The sequence below is a fragment of the Acutalibacter sp. genome, from assembly GCF_056800975.1.
Genome location: NZ_JBQISV010000052.1, coordinates 1 through 15,294, shown reverse-complemented (window position 1 = coordinate 15,294; position 15,294 = coordinate 1). Strand labels below are relative to the sequence as shown.

The following is a 15,294-nucleotide window of genomic DNA, read 5'->3' as shown; positions in this document are numbered from 1 at the left end:
CCGACCGGGTTTGAACCGGTACAGTATTTCTACCGAGGGATTTTAAGTCCCTTGTGTCTGCCAATTTCACCACGGCGGCTCATGTCTTTTTATTTTATCATGAACAAAAGGGAAAATCAAGTGCAGTCTGATAAATTTCTCGGGAAAAGCCCGAAAATATTTCCAGAAAATATTTGCTTTCGCCGTGAGAATAGTGTATACTATACAGGAAGGGGTGCGCCCCAATCTGACTACTAAGGAGCATGCGCTATGTATTATCTGGGAATCGACCTCGGCGGCACCAACATCGCCGTGGGCGTAGTGGATGAGGACTGCAAAATCGTGGCGAAAGCCAATTCCTCCACTGCCACGGAGAACGCGGAGCAGATCGCCGACGCTATGGCCGCCACGGCCCGTCAGGCCCTGGAAAAGGCCGGCATCACCCTGGCCGACGTGCCTTGGGTGGGCCTGGGCTCTCCCGGCACCATCAACAAGGACACCGGCATCATCGAGTATGCCAACAACCTGCCCTTCCGCAACACTCCCATGCAGAAGATGCTCTCTGAGCGTCTGGACGGCAAGCCCATCTATATGGAAAACGACGCCAACGCCGCGGCCTTTGGCGAGTATATGGCCGGCGCGCTGAAGGGCGCTAAGGACGCTATGGCCATTACCCTGGGCACCGGCGTGGGCGGCGGTGTGATTATCGAGGGCAAAATCTACTCTGGCAGCAACTTTGCCGGGGCCGAGCTGGGCCACACGGTTATTGTTGCCGACGGCTGGCCCTGCACCTGCGGCCGTCTGGGCTGCTGGGAGGCCTATGCCTCTGCCACAGGCCTGATCAAGCGCACCAAGCTGAAGATGGTGGAAAAGGCCCCCAGAGACTCCGCCCTGTGGACCATTGTGGACGGGGACGTCAACAAGGTCAACGGCCGCACCGCCTTTGACGCCATGCGCCAGGGAGACCCGGTGGGCCAGGAAATTGTGGACGAGTATGTGAAGTACCTGAGCGTGGGCCTGACCAACATGATCAACGTCTTCCAGCCGGACATCCTGTGCATTGGCGGCGGCGTGGGCAACGAGGGCGAGAACCTGCTGGGCCCGGTGCGCGAGCTGGTGGAAAAGGAGCAGTACGGCCACAACCCCGACGCGAAGACCCGTATCTGCAAGGCTCAGCTGGGCAACGACGCGGGCATCATCGGCGCGGCCATGCTGGGCAAGGAAGGCTGAGCCCATGGGAGTGGAAATCAAACGCTTCGGCAGTCTTCCGGACGGCCGGGAGGTTCATGCCTACACCCTCACCCAGGGGCCGCTGACTGTCACCATAAGCGACTACGGCTGCCGCGTCCTCAGCCTGATTGCCCCCGACCGGGACGGCAAACCCGGGGACGTGGTTCTGGGCCACAACACTCTGGAGGAGTATCTGGGCAAAAACTTTCAGGGCGCCACCATCGGACGCTTTGGCAACCGCATTGGCGGCGCCAGGTTCACCGTGGACGGCCAGGAGTATACATTGAACAAGAACGACGGGGAGAACTCCCTGCACGGCGGGCCCGGGGGCTTTCATCAGGCCCTGTGGACCGCCCAGGTACAGGAGGGCGAGGAGCCCAGCGTGGCCTTTACCCTGGAAAGCCCGGACGGCGAGGAGGGCTTCCCCGGGACCCTGAAAACCACAGTCACATACCAGCTGGACAACCAGGGCGGCCTGCAAATCACCTATCAGGCGGTCAGCGACAAAAAGACCCCCTATAACCCCACCAACCACAGCTTTTTCAATCTTTCCGGCGACCCTGCCAAGGATGTGCTGGGCACCCAGCTGACCATCAACGCCCAGCGGGTGACTGCGGTGTCGGACGACCTGATTCCCACGGGCGAGCTGCGCCATGTGGCCGATGGCCCCCTGGACTTCCGCAGCCCCAAGCCCTTGGGCCAGGATATGTTTGCCCAGGACCATCTCATCCAGCTGTGCCAGGGCTTTGACCACAACTTCTGCCCCGAAGGCGCCGGCTACCGGAAGATCGCCCAGGCCTATGAGCCGGACAGCGGTCGGGTCATGGAGGTCTTCACCGACATGCCCGGGGTGCAGCTGTACACCTTCAACATCCCGGAGCCGGGGCTTACCGGCAAAGACGGCAAGCCCATGGGCCCCCACACAGCATTTTGCCTGGAAACTCAGTTCTATCCGGACTCGGTCCATCACGAGAACTTCCCCGGCGGCTGGCTGGAAAAGGATGTGGAGTTTACGAGCAAAACAACCTATCAGTTTTCTGTGCAATAACAGTCATACCAAAAGGGGGCCGGGAGCGCCGGAAAGCGCCCGCCCCCTTATCTTATCCATTGGAGGCGACGGCGTATGAAAATGGAAAAGTCCTGCGGCGCCATTCTCTGCCGTGAGACAGAGGAGCTGCCCCAGGTGCTGCTGATCCGCCACAAAAACGGCGGGCACTGGGGCTTCCCCAAGGGACATGTGGAGGACCGGGAGACCGAGGAGGAGACTGCCCGGCGGGAGATTTGGGAGGAGACCGGCCTGAAGGCTAAGCTGGACACCGGCTTTCGCAAGGTGGTCACCTACTCCCCCAAGCCCAGGGTGATGAAGGACGTGGTCTACTTTGCGGCCAGGCCGTCCGGGGGCGCGCTGAAGCGTCAGGAGGCCGAGGTGGAGGAGACCTGCTGGGCCACCCTGGGCCAGGCCCTGGACCTGGTGACCTTTGAGACCGACCGGGACGTGCTGCGGGCCTTTATCGCCTACTATGAGAGGGACTAGAAGCTGTGGGGCCCAATAACCGTTTTCCCCATCCGGATTTGCCAGACGCCGGGGACTTCCTTTCCAGAAAGCGCCCCCCCTGCAAGCCGGTCCGCCCAAGCGGGTGACACGAAAAAAGACTACCCCCGAGAATCCTTCTCGAGAATCCTTCCCGGGAAAACACCTGAAAAATCTCGGGGCAGAAATGCCCGGGCAAAAGGCGGCTTTCGCTTTTCAACCATACTCTGGGGACTGCTTCGCCCAACGCAGCCGATGTCAGAATAGTGGAAAGGACCGGTTCATGGTGAACCGGTCCTTTTTTGTGCCGCGGCTGTCACCCCAGCTGAAAAACCTGAGTAAACTGCCCCTTGCGCTCCTCTGTCAAATGGTGGCTCACCAGAATCAAGGTCAGCTCCGGGTTCTGCAGCAGGCTTTTCTCTACAATATCCGCGTTCTGCTGGTCCAAAGCGCTGGTGCCCTCGTCCACCAGAAGAATGGAGCGGTCATGAATCAACGCCCGGGCAATGGCCACCCGCTGCTTCTGCCCGCCGGAGAGGCTGCTCCCCTCCTCCCCCACCACAGTGTCCAGGCCTGCGGGCATTCCGGCCAGGTCCCCGGCAAGGGCGCTGTCCCGCAGGGCCCTGTCCAGCTGTTCGGGAGTAAATTCCTCCCCCAGGGTGATGTTGTCCCGAATGCTGGTGTTGAACAGAAACACATTCTGCTCAATATAGCTCATCTGACGCTGAAGCTGCTCCGGCGGCAGGCCATGCAGGTCTCTGCCGTCAAAACGAACGCTGCCCTGGTAGTCTGGCAGCCAGCCCAGCAAAAGCTTGAGCAGAGTAGACTTGCCGCAGCCCGAGGGGCCGGTGAGGGCGTATTTGCCGCCCCGGCTGAACCGCAGAGACAGGTCCCGCAAAACCGGCTTGCCCTCATATTGAATGCTGAGCCCTTCCAGGACAATGTCCTGGCCCAGCGGGGGCATGGGCTGGCCTCCGGCCTCTCCGCCGGCAGAGGGCAGGGGGATTTTCTCGAAATAGGGCCGGGCGGAGGAGAAGGAGAGGAGCAGCCCCGCAATATTTCCCAGGGCGCTGTGAAGCATCCCGCAGAGATTGCCCCCCGCCGCCAGGGACCCGGCCTGGGTGTAGCCCCCTATGGCCAGAAACCCCACCAGGCCGATGATCAACACCTGGCACAGCAGGTTGACGCAGCCCACCGCAGCCCCCGCCAAGCCCTTGACACAGGCCAGCCGGAACCTGGGCTTCTCAATCTGGTCGCTTGCGCTGCCCACCCCCCGAGAAAACCGCGCCTCCCGGCCAAAGGACCGCAGCACATCCCGGCCCGAGAGCAGGTCTCTGAGCTTTCCTGTGGCGGAGGCCTGCTCCTTGGCGCAGACCTCCCCCAGACGCTCCATAGGCCGGTTGAACCGCTGGGGAACCAACAGCATCAGCAGGGTGGTGAGCACGGCCGCCAGCACCAGGGACCAGTGGATGGTAAGCAGCGCCAGCACGCTGAACACCGCCGTTGCCGCCATTTCCACCAGCTGAAAAAAGGGCCTCCATGCCAGGGTCTCCGCCTGGTTCACCTCGTTGGTAAAGCGGGAGAGAGCTTCGCCTGTGCCCTCCCGGTGGTATTCCTGGTGCGTCATATGTAAAAGACCAGCGGCCATGTCCCCCCGCAGGGCGTTGTTCAGCTTTCGCACCGCCCGGGACAGCAGCAGCTCCTTGGCCGCGCTCAGGCCCATCAGTCCCAGCCAGATGCCCGACAGCGCCACCATCCACCAAAGCATTCCCTCCATGTCGCCCTCAAACACAGTCTGAAAAAGCTGGGCCGTGGCCAGACTGGCCCCTGCCTGCCCCCCGCACATGGCCAGCAGGGGCAGCGACGCCGCCAGCGCCGGCCGCCAGAATTTCTTGAGATAATAGGACATGCTGACTGTTTGGGCTTCCTTCCGCTCATTTTTCGTTTTCATGGACTGCCGCCTCCCCTTTTTCCCATTTTGCGCCCCGCAGCAGCGGAGCCTCTTCATCATAGTAGTACACATAGTTGTAGCCTGTCTGCATAAAGCTCTGGGCCGTGTACAGCAGCGGAACCAGATTGATGGGCTCTACCAGCTGATAGACCTTCACCTCCCCCTGGTCCAGCTCCAGGCCTGTAGACTGCAAAATCCTGCACGCCTCCAGCTGGTCCAGCAGCTCCGACACCGCTGCCGGGGACATGCCCAGCCGCCTTGCCACCACGCTGGGGATGAAATACTGGGGCTTTCTCCGGTACAGCTCCTCCAGCAGCTCCAGGCACCCGGGCCTTGCCAGCAGGGCGAACAGGCGGCGAAAATCCTCCATAGAGCCCAAATAAGCGGCATAGCCCTCTTTGGGCTCAGGCCAAAGGGTAACAAAGCTCAGGTCCTCCGCGTGAACGTCCAGCAGAACCCCGCCCCCGCCCTGAATCTGGGTGTACATGATCTGCTTTTTCTGCTCCGAGCCTACCCAGCAGGTCGTGATATACTCCATTCTGGGCATGGCAACCGTGGTGGGATAGAAGCAGCCGATAGAGGACCACACCAGCCTGCAAAGCCGCTCCATCCGCTCGCCTTCCGGCACAGACCGCAGCCAGCGGCCCAGCAAAACCTCCATATCCAGCTTTTCGCCCCCCTCCCGGCCAAACAGCCTGTCCACAGCCACCCCCAGAGTGTCGGCAATGGCGGGCAGCAGGGCCACGTCCGGCGCGCCGCCGCACTCCCAGCGGCTCACGGCCTGGGAGCTCACCCCCACTGCCCGGCCCAGCTCCTCCTGGGTCATGCCCGCTTTCTTTCTCAGGTGGGCGATCTGTGCGCCCAACAGGTTCTCCTCCATGGTTCCGCCTCCTTGATTGCGCCGAAATTCTCGTTGCAGTTGTATTGTAGCAAAACTCAGACTTGGATGCAAGGCATAGAGCTTTGGCAAAATCCAACGGAGCCTTGGATTTTGGGGAGCTCACCCGCCCCACCGGCCTGCGCTGCTTTTGCCGCCGCCCCCCAGTCAACAAAAAAGTTCACAATATATCTTCCCTCCCCGCCTTGTGTCCGCCGCACATTTGGTGTATAATACCTTATTAGAGCAGTCGACTGCCCACAATCAGGACAGCCGGCGGCCCGCAGCGGAAACAGCCCTCAACCCAGAAAGGAACGATGCTCCCATGAACTCATATGACGCTTGGAATCCCCCCTCCCCTGGGCCCTACCCTGCCCAGGCCTCTCCCCAGCCCCCTGCCGGCCCTCAGCCGCCGGCTGCTCAGGGCCCTTACCCTGGGGGCTGCGCCCCATACCCGGGATACGCCCTGCCCTACCCCTATCCGGCCCAGCCGGCGGCGGTCCCCCGCCCGGCCAGCTTTCAGCCCAAGAGGCGAGACCCCCGCAAGCACGGGGCCCGCATGGCCCTGAACCAGACCGCAGCTATTGTGCTGGTCCAAACCTTACTGGGCCTGCTGCTTCAGCTGGTGGTGCTTGCCATCTGCTGGGGGGCCTCCCTGAGCCTGGACTTGCTTACAGACAGCTTTGCAATGGTGCTTCTCACCACAGCCCTGTCCCCTCTGGCCACCGGGCTCCCGGCTTTGGGCTGGCTGCTCATCAGCAAGCCGGACTGGAATCAGGTCCTGCGTTTTGAGCGGGTGGGCTTCTTCTCCTCCCTGCTGTGGGTGTTCGCCGGACTGGGCCTGTCGCTGGCCGGCAACTACCCCGCCATGCTGGTCGACGCCCTGCTGAACCGCCTGGGGGCCAAGGAACCGTTCCAGACCCTGGGCCAGGGAGACAGCTGGGTCAACCTGGCGGTGGAGTTCTTCGGCGTGGCCATTCTGGTGCCCCTGGTGGAGGAGTTTGCCTTTCGTGGCGCGATCTTCTCCACCTTGGAGAAATACGGCGGGGGCTTCGCCATTGTGGGCTCCGCCCTGATTTTCGGCATGGCCCATCTCAACCCGTCCAGCGTGGTGTTCGCCTCTATCGCGGGACTGGGCATGGCCCTGGTCTATGCCAAAACCCGCAACCTCTGGCTCACCGTAGCCATTCACGCCCTCAACAATGGGATTGCCGTGGTGGGCAGCTATTCCGGCCTGCTGGGACTGAGCGGCGGCGGAAAAAGTCTCTTTGAGGCCCTGCTGATGATCATTCCCGTGGCCCTGGGCACGGTCTCCTTTATGATTCTGCTGGTTATCGGCCACCGGAAGAAGCAGGCTGCGCAACGCCAGCCCCAGCCTCAGCCCCAGCTGTCCCCGCCCGCCCTTGCCCCCATGAGAGGCGGCGAGACTGCGGTGTGCCTGCTGAGCGCGCCGCTGCTGTGGGGCCTTTTTGTGCTGTGCCTGGCCCAGGCCCTGATTTTGTTCCTGTAATGGAGCGGGAATTTCTGCCGGAAAAGCGCTACATGCTCCAGGCCCTTGCCCTGGCCCGGGAGGCGGCTCAGGCCGGAGAGGTGCCTGTGGGCGCGGTGGTGGTCCGGGAGGGCCAGGTGCTGGGCCAGGGCCGCAACCGCCGGGAGGCCCTGGGCAGCGCCCTGGCCCACGCGGAAATAGAGGCCCTGGCCCAGGCCTGCCGGACAGTGGGAGACTGGCGGCTGACCGGCGCACACCTCTATGTCACCCTGGAGCCCTGCCCCATGTGCGCCGGGGCAGCGGTGAACGCCCGGGTGGCCCGGATTATTTTCGGTGCTGAGGACGAGGGCCTGGGCTGCTGCGGCACAGCCGCCGACCTGCTGCGCCTGCCCGCCGCTCCGGCCATCCAGGTCTTCCCCGGCTTCTATGGAGAGGAGGCCCAGGCCCTTCTCCAAGCATTTTTCCGGTCCCTCCGGTAAAATAATTTCAAGAACCGTTTGCTTTCGAGACCCTGGCTTCTCCGGGGCGCCCGCGTGTCCACGCCTTTCACCGGCGCGCCAACCAGCTTTTTGTCCCGCGCCCCAAGCTCTCACCCAGCCGGCCAAAGACAGGCAAAATATTGCAATTCATTTCAGGCTGTGCTACAATATTTCCAAATCATCCACTCAGAGAGGAGCATCTCCATGCGCGAGGAAGAAAAAATTCAGGCGGGCGTTCTGTTCTGCCCCGGCGACCCGGAGCTGGTGGCCATCAAGCTGAAAACCCATAACCTGGACGTGGACTACAACCAGACCCACGAGGACGAGACGGAAAAGCGCGCCGCCATTCTCCACGAAATCATCGGTGAGTTCGGAGAAAACGGCCGCATTCAGGGCCCCATTGCCTTTCACTATGGCAAGCACACCAAAATCGGCAAAAATTTCTTCGCCAACTTCAACTTCACCGTTCAGGACGACGCGCAGGTCACCATTGGGGACAACTGCAATTTTGGCCCCAACGTCACCATTGTCACCCCCATCCACCCCATGGTCCCCAGCGAGCGCAACGCCATCCGCACTGCCTCCGGTGAGGTGAAGCGCCTGTGCTATGCCAAGCCTGTCCACATTGGCAACGACTGCTGGTTCGGCGCATCGGTCACTGTGTGCCCTGGGGTGACGGTGGGAGACGGCTGTGTCATTGGTGCGGGCAGCGTGGTCACCCGGGATATTCCTCCCAACAGCTTTGCCGCCGGAGTACCCTGCCGGGTCATCCGGGAGATTACCGAGGCTGACAGCATGGCCCGCCTGCCCCAGGTGCTGGCCGACAACCAAATCATCCCCGAGGAATAAGGCCGGCCTAAAACTGAGAGTCGCCGTCCTTTTGCCCGAAAGGGGCCGCTTTGCATCGAAACTCCCCGCTTTCCGGCAGGCTTCTCCTTAAAATTCCCCTTTTCTGGTCAAAAATCCGCCGTTTCGCCTATTTTCCTACAAGGCCGAACATAAGACACTCCATCCCCAACAAAAAAAGACCGCCCCAAAGCAATCGCTCCCCGGGCCGGTCTTTTTTCTTTTGTTGACGGTCACCTGTTAACGGTCAAACCGCCCGCTTCTTCGCAATAAAAATGAACCGGTGCCCCCGCCTGCCCCCAGGGCCCAGGGGGTAGGCCTGCTGCCGCCACATCACCCGGAATCCTGCCGCCTCTACCCGGGGCAGCTGGTTTTCCAGGTTAAAGTCCAGGGGGCCGGGCTCCCAGCTGTCGCTGCCCCCCACCTGCTCCGCCACCACAAAGCCCCCTGCCGCCAGCACCCGGGCGGCCTCTTCCAAGGGCAACAGGCCAAACCGGCACAGCACCAGGTCAAAGCTGCCGTCCGCAAAGGGCAGGGGCCCCGTCCCGTTCCACCGGACCGCCTCCGCCGGCTCCCGGCCAAAGGGGTAGGCCCCCTCCTCCGGGGACAGGTCCAGCACCCGGACCCCAGGCTTCAAAAAGTCCCGGGCCTTGCTGGCATAGTCCCAGGGCAGCTCCTCCCACCATATCTGCCGACTCACCGCTCCGCCTCCTTATGTGTCCTTGTCTACCTGGTGGAACTGCTTCAAATTCCCCTGCTTCTGCGCCCGCCGGGCCAGCTCCTGCTCCACCGCTTCCAGAGGAATGCCCTCGTTGACCATCAGCACAGTCAAATGGTACAAAAGGTCGCTGATCTCCCCAACTGTGTCCTCCTGCCGCTGGTTTTTCGCGGCGATCAGCACCTCGCTGCACTCCTCCCCGCACTTTTTCAGAATTTTATCCAGGCCCTGAGCAAACAGATAGCCGGTGTAGGACCCCTCCGGGGCGTTCTCCTTCCGGCTTTTTATGACCTCATACAGCTCCCGCAATGCCTCCATGCTATGGCTCCTCCCATATATTTTTATAAAAGCAGGACTGCCGCCCTGTGTGACAGGCAGGGCCCGCCGGCGTCACCCGCACCAGCAGGGTGTCGTCGTCGCAGTCGGCGGCAATGCTCACCACCCGCTGGGTGTTGCCCGAGGTCTCCCCCTTCATCCACAGGACCTCCCGGCTGCGGCTGTAGAACCAGGTATACCCGGTCTCTAAGGTCCTCCTCAGGGACTGCCGGTTCATATAGGCCAGCATCAACGCCTGACCGGTAGCCGCGTCCTGCACCACAGCGGGAATCAGCTCTCCCTTGCGAAAATACCGGTCCAGCTCCTGGCAAAGGGCCTGCTCTGTTTTGGGCATGGGGCGCAGCAGACGGCAGGCAATCAGGGCCTCCTCCAGGTCCACTGCCCCGGCATACACCGCCTTGCCCGCAATAGCGCCGTAGAGCCCCAGGTCCCGCAGGGCGGTCAGGTCCTCCAAAGAGCTCACCCCGCCGCTGGCGATAATCTGACACCCCACCGCCTGGTCCAGCTGCCGCAGCATGGCCAGGTTGGGGCCGGTCTGGGCGCCGTCCCGGCCAATGTCCGTGCAGATGATGGTCTGCACCCCCAGCCCCTCCATCTGCCGGGCCAGCGCAATGTAATCCATGCCGCTGTCCTGGGTCCAGCCCTGAGCCGCCGCCTTGCCCTCCCGGGCGTCAATGCCCACGGCAATCCGCGGGCCGAACCGCTCCACCGCCCGCCTGACAAAGTCCGGGTCCCCCAACGCCGCCGAGCCCAGAATTACCCGCTCCACCCCATGGCTCAGGTAGTCCTCCACGGTCTCCATGTCCCGGATGCCGCCGCCCAGCTCCACCTTCATGCCAACGCTCTCCACTGTGCGCAGAATCAGCCCCCGGTTGACCGGCCGGCCCTCTCTGGCTCCGTCCAGGTCCACCATGTGCAGCCACGCGGCCCCCTGGCTCTCAAACCGACGGGCGGTCTCCGCCGGGTCCCCGGCCACCACCTGGGCTGTGGCATAGTCCCCCTGAAACAGCCGCACGCACTGCCCCTGGTGAATATCAATGGCGGGCAAAACAAACATAGCCAACTCCCCTTTCCATCACATTGTCCCGCAATACTCGTTGAGCAAAAATTCCACATAGTCCTCCCAGCCAAACAGCCGCTGACTGGTTGGGTCTCCGCAGGCCCGGGCCAGCTCCTTCAAGGGCACATTTTTTCTGGCGGACTGGGCGGGACTTCTGTCCTCTGTCAGGTTTCTGAGAATTGCCTCAGCCCCGTCCGACTTCAGATTTCCCAGCCCCCAGGCAGGCAGAGAGGGTTCGCCAAAGTTAGGGTACGCCGTGAAGTCGGCCCCCATATACAGCACCGCCTCGGTAAGCCCCCCACCCAGGCTTTTCACCGAGCTGTCCTCTGCCAGCTCCCGGCAAAGCTCTGCCTCGGTGACGCCAAAGACCTCCTGCAGGGTCCTTGCGCCAAAGTGTTCCAGGGTCTTCTCCATCAGATAGGGCGGAATCCTTTCCAGGTCCTCCGGGGTAATCCACTCCGGATAGAACCGGCGGTTCTCCCCGGCGCAGCTGCCCTGGTGGACAAAGCAGCGGAATTCCCGGCCCACGTCCCGGCAACGCTCCTCCAGGCTCAGGCGGCGGACAAAGTCCTCCACTGCCGGGAGCTCGCCCAGGTTCCTCTTATTGACAAAGGCCTGCACCCGTGGGGCAATGCCTGCTTCCAGCAGCCGGTCCACTGACGTGAGAATGTCCTGATAAGCGCCCCGGCGGCCCGTAAACCAGTCCGTGGTCTCCTCCCCGCCGAACAGGGTGATCTGCACCACGTCCACGCCCACGGTCTTGAGCCAGGGGGCATAGCTCTCATCCCGGGCCACACGCCACAGGCTGGCCAGCTCGAAGTGGTCCCGCCCTCTGCAGGTGGAGAGCTCCTCGCACAGCTCCCACTTCTCCCGGTAATCGTCCCCAAAGTCCGGCTCCCGGGTCCAGTCGTAGACCACCAGCTCCCGGCAGAAGGGACGCAGGGCTCCGGCGGCAAAGCGCAGGTCCTCCGGGCCCAGCCGGGGGTTGGGTGCATGGCCCAGCCAGCAGTGCTTGCAGCGGTTGGGACACCCCAGCAGGTCCATGACCAAAGACAGCTTGTCGAATTTTTTCATGATTGGCAACCTCCTGTCAGACAGAAATCAGACAGAGTCCGCTTCTGCTTTATGTTAGGCTTTGGCTTTTAAGGGCGGGGTAAGGGCAGGCTCCCTCCCCATATCCGCCGCCCCGAAGACAGCCGCTCGCAACTTTGCGCTTCGCGCAAAGAATAGCCATTTTGCTCCGCAAAACGGCCTCAGCCGCGCAAAGAACACGCGCGGCTGGCTCGCTGGGCGCAGCAGCGCAGCTCTCCTACAACACGCCTTTTGTGGACATAACCCCGCTCTCCCGGACCACCGCGTCCTTCAAAGCATGGGCAAAGGCCTTGAACAACGCCTCTACCATATGATGGGTATTCGTCCCGTACTCGCACCCCAGATGCAGCGTCAGCCCCGCGTTCATAGCCACTGCCCGGAAAAATTCCTCCGTCATGCAGCTGTCATACTCCCCCACCCGCTCCTGAGGGAACTCCCCGCGAAACACCAGAAAGGCCCGTCCGCTCACATCCACCGCGCAGGTCCCCAAGGCCTCGTCCATGGGAATGGCCGCGTGTCCATACCGCCGCAACCCGGCCTTGTCCCCCAAAGCCTGGCCCAAGGCCTGCCCCAGCACAATGCCCACGTCCTCCACAGTGTGGTGGCAGTCCACCTCCAGGTCGCCTTTGGCCTCCACAGTCAGCCCCAGGCCCCCATGCACTGCCAGGGCGGTGAGCATATGGTCAAAAAAGCCCAGCCCGGTGGAAATACTTCTCTCCCCGCCGTCCAGGTTCACGCTGACACGCACCTCCGTCTCCCCGGTTTTTCGGTGGACCTGCCCGGTTCTGCTCATATCCATCCCCTCCCGATATTTTGAAATGCCCGCAAAAACGCCTGGTTTTCCTCCGGCAGGCCGCAGGTCACCCGCAGCAGCCCGCCGGTGTACCGCACCGCCACCCCCCGGCGCAAAAGCTCCTGCTGCACCCCTTGGCCGTCCTCCATGACCAGGGCCGCAAAATTGGTCTCTCCCGGCAGCAGACTGAACCAGCCCGGCATTTCCCGGGCAATTTCCCCCAGTCCGGCCAATAACTCCCGCCGGGAGTCCAGGATTCTTTTCAACGCCGCCTGCAGCAGCCGGGGCTGTTCCAGCATTCTCTGCCCCATGACCTGGGACAGGCTGTTTACATTATAGGGGGACTTGGCCGCCCGCAGCCTCCCGGTCAGCCTCTCTCCGGCCACGGCAAAGCCCAGACGCAGCGCCGCCATGCCCACCGCCTTGGAGCAGGTGCGCAGAATGATCAGGTTGTCAAAGGCCCCCTCCTCCCCCAGCAAGCTCTGAGAGGAGAAGTCCATATAGGCCTCGTCCAGCGCCACCAGGCCCTCCACCGAGCCCACCAGCCGCCGCACCTCCTCCCGCCCCAGCACCAGGGACGTGGGGTTGCAGGGGTTGCTGAAAATCAGCAGCCCCACCCGCTCTCTCCGGCAGGTCTCAATCACCTGGTCTATGTCCACAGCGCAGCCGGGCCTCTGCTTTTGTATGGCCACATGCCGGGCCTCCGCCAGAGCCCCTGCCTGGGTGTACATGGAAAAGTCCGGTTCCAGGGTGGCAAAGGCCTCTCCCTTGCACAAAAACGCCTGAAAAATCACGGAAATCAGCTCATCCGAGCCGTTCCCCGCCGTTACATGGGCCGGGTCCACCCCATAGTACCCGGCAAAGGCCCGGCAAAGGCCCTCTGCCGCCGGGTCCGGGTAGCGGTGAAACTCCGTCTCATCCACCGCGGCCTTCCACAGCGCCCGCACCTCCCGGGGCACGGCCAAAAAGGACTCGTTGGCGTCCAGCCGCACACAGCCGGCGTTGTCCACCGGGGCATAGGCGGCAAGGCCCGCAATTTTTTCGTTGAGCTGATACATGGCTACTCCCTCTTTCCGAATTCCTTCCGGCACCACATCACCGTGTCAAACACATCCTGAATCGAGTCCTCCGGCTCCGTATAGTGGCGGACGCCCAGGCTGTCCCAATACTCGTTTTGAAACAGCCGCTTCTTCACCGAGACCTCTACATTGCTGTCGTCGAAAAATATTTTATACTGCCGCCGCCCCACTGTATAATACAGCACAGCGGCCTGCTTTTTCTCCCCAATCCATTCCAGCTCTCCCTGGCCGGTAAGGGCCTTATACACGTCCTCCACCGTCTCAAGCTTTTTCTCCATCAGCGTTTCACCCGAACCTCAATGGAGTTGGCATGGGCGGTAAGCTCCTCGGTTTTTGCCAGCAGAATAATGTCCTCCGCAGCCTTCAGCAGCTCCTCCCGTGGGTAGTAGATAAAGCTGGACTTCTTCACAAAATCGTCCACCGAAAGGGGCGAGAAGAACCGGGCCGTGCCCCCGGTGGGCAGCACATGGTTGGCTCCCGCATAGTAGTCCCCCAGGGGCTCGGGGGCGTAATTGCCCAAAAATACCGAGCCCGCGTTGTCCAGCCGCCCCAAATAGGAGAAGGGGTCGCTGCAGCAGACCTCCAGGTGCTCAGGGGCCAGCTCGTTGGCAAACTCCACTGCCTCGTCCATGTCCCCGCAGACAATCACCGCCCCGAAATCGTCCAGGGCCTTCTCAATGATCTCCCGCCGGGAGAGCCCTTGCACCTGCCGGTACACCGCCTCCACGGTCTCTCGGGCCAATGCTTCGCTGGGGGTGATGAGCACCGCCGAGGCCATGGGGTCGTGCTCCGCCTGACTCATCAGGTCCGCTGCCAGAAATTCCGGGTCTGCGGTGCCGTCGGCGATAATAAGAATCTCGCTGGGCCCGGCAATCATGTCAATGTCCACCACGCCATACAGCTGCTTTTTGGCTGTCGCCACATAGATATTCCCAGGCCCCACAATCTTGTCCGCCTTGGGCACAGACTGGGTGCCAAAGGCCAGCGCGGCCACGGCCTGGGCCCCGCCCATCAAAAACACCCGGTCTACCCCGGCTGTCAAAGCAGCGGCAATAATATTGGGGTCCGGCCGGCCGGCCCGGCCCGGGGGGGTTGCCATCACGATTTCTCCCACCCCGGCCACCTTGGCGGGAATCACATTCATCAGCACCGAGGAGGGGTAGCCCGCTGTGCCGCCGGGCACATACACCCCGGCCCGGTGCAGCCCCCGCACCCGCTGGCCGGTGATTATGCCCCGGGGGTCCGGGTCAATGCGGCTCTGCTGCTTCTGCCGGGCATGAAAGTCGTAAATATTGGCAGCTGCCCGTTCCAACGCCCCAAGAAAATCCTTGCCGCAGTCCTTGGCAATGTCCTCCATCTCCTGGCGGCTCAGCTCCAGACAGTCAGGAGTCCAGCCGTCAAACCGGCAGGAGCAGGCCTTCACCGCCTCGTCTCCCCCCTGGCGCACCTCCTGGATGATGCCGGCCACAGCCTCCTCAATTTTCGGGTCCACAGTCCCTGCCCGGGACTTCAGGCTCTCAATAAACGCCCGGCGCTCCGGCCCGGCGGCAGTCACAACCTTTATCATGACAGTTTGCTCCTCTCTGCTTCTGTTGACGAAAAAACCTGTCTTTTTTGGGCCTGGCAGCTGGCGGTTTAGGGGGAGGCTTTTTCTTTTGTGGGCTTGTCCTTTGGCGGGCGATTGGCCCATATAGAGCTCCCTCACACAGCGTTTGGCGTGGGTGGCGGTTCGGGGGCTCCTGACATTGCCCTTCGGGCAAGTCACGGAGTTTGCCTCGACTCCGAAGGAGTCGCCTTTTGCTTCGCAAAAGTACCGGCAAACTCCTACCGGTAG

At 62.3% G+C, this 15,294-nt stretch carries 16 protein-coding genes; 6 read left to right on the top strand and 10 right to left on the bottom strand.

The window, feature by feature from the left end:
• Positions 1 to 249 precede the first annotated feature (249 nt).
• The 3 genes from ACTO5E_RS07080 to ACTO5E_RS07070 all read left to right on the top strand — a co-directional run bounded on the left by ACTO5E_RS07080 (position 250) and on the right by ACTO5E_RS07070 (position 2,743).
• Positions 250 to 1,209 (top strand): ROK family protein, encoded by a 960-nt coding sequence (locus ACTO5E_RS07080; protein ID WP_482302711.1) that lies wholly within the window; start codon positions 250 to 252, stop codon positions 1,207 to 1,209.
• A gap of 4 nt (positions 1,210 to 1,213) precedes the next feature.
• Complete coding sequence (locus tag ACTO5E_RS07075) at positions 1,214 to 2,257, top strand: aldose epimerase family protein (RefSeq protein ID WP_482302710.1); 1,044 nt, start codon at positions 1,214 to 1,216, stop codon at positions 2,255 to 2,257.
• A gap of 75 nt (positions 2,258 to 2,332) precedes the next feature.
• Entirely contained in the window at positions 2,333 to 2,743 is a 411-nt protein-coding gene (locus ACTO5E_RS07070; RefSeq protein ID WP_482302709.1) for a bis(5'-nucleosyl)-tetraphosphatase, read from the top strand.
• A 313-nt stretch (positions 2,744 to 3,056) separates the two neighbouring features.
• On the opposite strand, the gene ACTO5E_RS07065 is transcribed toward ACTO5E_RS07070, so the two are convergent.
• Both ACTO5E_RS07065 and ACTO5E_RS07060 read right to left on the bottom strand, forming a co-directional pair.
• Positions 3,057 to 4,691, bottom strand: coding sequence for an ABC transporter ATP-binding protein (locus ACTO5E_RS07065; RefSeq protein ID WP_482302708.1), 1,635 nt, complete (start codon positions 4,689 to 4,691; stop codon positions 3,057 to 3,059).
• A complete protein-coding gene (locus ACTO5E_RS07060) occupies positions 4,675 to 5,571 on the bottom strand; it encodes a helix-turn-helix domain-containing protein (protein ID WP_482302707.1) in 897 nt (298 codons plus the stop codon). The genes ACTO5E_RS07065 and ACTO5E_RS07060 overlap by 17 nt, the downstream gene beginning before the upstream one ends.
• A 322-nt stretch (positions 5,572 to 5,893) precedes the next feature.
• Here ACTO5E_RS07060 and ACTO5E_RS07055 point away from each other — a divergent pair, with 322 nt between their 5' ends.
• The 3 genes from ACTO5E_RS07055 to ACTO5E_RS07045 all read left to right on the top strand — a co-directional run bounded on the left by ACTO5E_RS07055 (position 5,894) and on the right by ACTO5E_RS07045 (position 8,385).
• Positions 5,894 to 7,078, top strand: coding sequence for a CPBP family intramembrane glutamic endopeptidase (locus ACTO5E_RS07055; protein WP_482302706.1), 1,185 nt, complete (start codon positions 5,894 to 5,896; stop codon positions 7,076 to 7,078).
• Complete coding sequence (locus ACTO5E_RS07050) at positions 7,078 to 7,536, top strand: nucleoside deaminase (protein ID WP_482302705.1); 459 nt, start codon at positions 7,078 to 7,080, stop codon at positions 7,534 to 7,536. The genes ACTO5E_RS07055 and ACTO5E_RS07050 overlap by 1 nt, the downstream gene beginning before the upstream one ends.
• Positions 7,537 to 7,740: 204 nt before the next feature.
• A complete protein-coding gene (locus tag ACTO5E_RS07045) occupies positions 7,741 to 8,385 on the top strand; it encodes a sugar O-acetyltransferase (RefSeq protein ID WP_482302704.1) in 645 nt (214 codons plus the stop codon).
• Between the two features lie 244 nt (positions 8,386 to 8,629).
• Here the strand turns inward: ACTO5E_RS07045 and ACTO5E_RS07040 are convergent, their stop codons facing one another.
• From ACTO5E_RS07040 to hisD, 8 genes are all read right to left on the bottom strand, one after another.
• The gene (locus ACTO5E_RS07040) at positions 8,630 to 9,082 is read right to left on the bottom strand and encodes a class I SAM-dependent methyltransferase (protein WP_482302703.1); all 453 of its coding nucleotides are present in this window, start codon (positions 9,080 to 9,082) and stop codon (positions 8,630 to 8,632) included.
• Positions 9,083 to 9,094: 12 nt separating this feature from the next.
• Positions 9,095 to 9,418 (bottom strand): phosphoribosyl-ATP diphosphatase, encoded by a 324-nt coding sequence (gene hisE, locus ACTO5E_RS07035; protein ID WP_482302702.1) that lies wholly within the window; start codon positions 9,416 to 9,418, stop codon positions 9,095 to 9,097.
• A 1-nt stretch (position 9,419) separates the two neighbouring features.
• Positions 9,420 to 10,493, bottom strand: coding sequence for a 1-(5-phosphoribosyl)-5-[(5-phosphoribosylamino)methylideneamino]imidazole-4-carboxamide isomerase (gene hisA, locus ACTO5E_RS07030; protein WP_482302701.1), 1,074 nt, complete (start codon positions 10,491 to 10,493; stop codon positions 9,420 to 9,422).
• Positions 10,494 to 10,511: 18 nt separating this feature from the next.
• The gene (locus ACTO5E_RS07025; RefSeq protein WP_482302700.1) at positions 10,512 to 11,570 is read right to left on the bottom strand and encodes a radical SAM family protein; all 1,059 of its coding nucleotides are present in this window, start codon (positions 11,568 to 11,570) and stop codon (positions 10,512 to 10,514) included.
• 235 nt (positions 11,571 to 11,805) lie between these two features.
• Positions 11,806 to 12,381: an imidazoleglycerol-phosphate dehydratase HisB gene (gene hisB, locus ACTO5E_RS07020; protein ID WP_482302699.1), complete on the bottom strand. Its 576-nt coding sequence runs from the start codon at positions 12,379 to 12,381 to the stop codon at positions 11,806 to 11,808.
• Positions 12,378 to 13,439, bottom strand: a complete 1,062-nt coding sequence (locus ACTO5E_RS07015) for a pyridoxal phosphate-dependent aminotransferase (RefSeq protein WP_482302698.1) — start codon at positions 13,437 to 13,439, stop codon at positions 12,378 to 12,380. The genes hisB and ACTO5E_RS07015 overlap by 4 nt, the downstream gene beginning before the upstream one ends.
• 2 nt (positions 13,440 to 13,441) lie before the next feature.
• Positions 13,442 to 13,738, bottom strand: a complete 297-nt coding sequence (locus ACTO5E_RS07010) for a hypothetical protein (RefSeq protein WP_482302697.1) — start codon at positions 13,736 to 13,738, stop codon at positions 13,442 to 13,444.
• On the bottom strand, positions 13,738 to 15,027 hold the full coding sequence (hisD, locus tag ACTO5E_RS07005) for a histidinol dehydrogenase (protein WP_482302696.1): 1,290 nt from the start codon (positions 15,025 to 15,027) through the stop codon (positions 13,738 to 13,740). Before hisD ends, ACTO5E_RS07010 begins: the two co-directional genes overlap by 1 nt.
• Between the last annotated feature and the right edge of the window lie 267 nt (positions 15,028 to 15,294).

Coding starts and splice junctions, on each gene's coding strand:
- ACTO5E_RS07055 (WP_482302706.1), top strand. CDS start 5,894: ATGAACTCATATGACGCTTGGAATCCCCCCTCCCCTGGGCCCTACCCT.
- ACTO5E_RS07050 (WP_482302705.1), top strand. CDS start 7,078: ATGGAGCGGGAATTTCTGCCGGAAAAGCGCTACATGCTCCAGGCCCTT.
- ACTO5E_RS07010 (WP_482302697.1), bottom strand. CDS start 13,738: ATGGAGAAAAAGCTTGAGACGGTGGAGGACGTGTATAAGGCCCTTACC.
- ACTO5E_RS07015 (WP_482302698.1), bottom strand. CDS start 13,439: ATGTATCAGCTCAACGAAAAAATTGCGGGCCTTGCCGCCTATGCCCCG.
- hisB (WP_482302699.1), bottom strand. CDS start 12,381: ATGAGCAGAACCGGGCAGGTCCACCGAAAAACCGGGGAGACGGAGGTG.
- hisE (WP_482302702.1), bottom strand. CDS start 9,418: ATGGAGGCATTGCGGGAGCTGTATGAGGTCATAAAAAGCCGGAAGGAG.
- ACTO5E_RS07065 (WP_482302708.1), bottom strand. CDS start 4,691: ATGAAAACGAAAAATGAGCGGAAGGAAGCCCAAACAGTCAGCATGTCC.
- ACTO5E_RS07075 (WP_482302710.1), top strand. CDS start 1,214: ATGGGAGTGGAAATCAAACGCTTCGGCAGTCTTCCGGACGGCCGGGAG.
- ACTO5E_RS07060 (WP_482302707.1), bottom strand. CDS start 5,571: ATGGAGGAGAACCTGTTGGGCGCACAGATCGCCCACCTGAGAAAGAAA.
- ACTO5E_RS07080 (WP_482302711.1), top strand. CDS start 250: ATGTATTATCTGGGAATCGACCTCGGCGGCACCAACATCGCCGTGGGC.
- ACTO5E_RS07025 (WP_482302700.1), bottom strand. CDS start 11,570: ATGAAAAAATTCGACAAGCTGTCTTTGGTCATGGACCTGCTGGGGTGT.
- ACTO5E_RS07045 (WP_482302704.1), top strand. CDS start 7,741: ATGCGCGAGGAAGAAAAAATTCAGGCGGGCGTTCTGTTCTGCCCCGGC.
- hisA (WP_482302701.1), bottom strand. CDS start 10,493: ATGTTTGTTTTGCCCGCCATTGATATTCACCAGGGGCAGTGCGTGCGG.
- hisD (WP_482302696.1), bottom strand. CDS start 15,027: ATGATAAAGGTTGTGACTGCCGCCGGGCCGGAGCGCCGGGCGTTTATT.
- ACTO5E_RS07070 (WP_482302709.1), top strand. CDS start 2,333: ATGAAAATGGAAAAGTCCTGCGGCGCCATTCTCTGCCGTGAGACAGAG.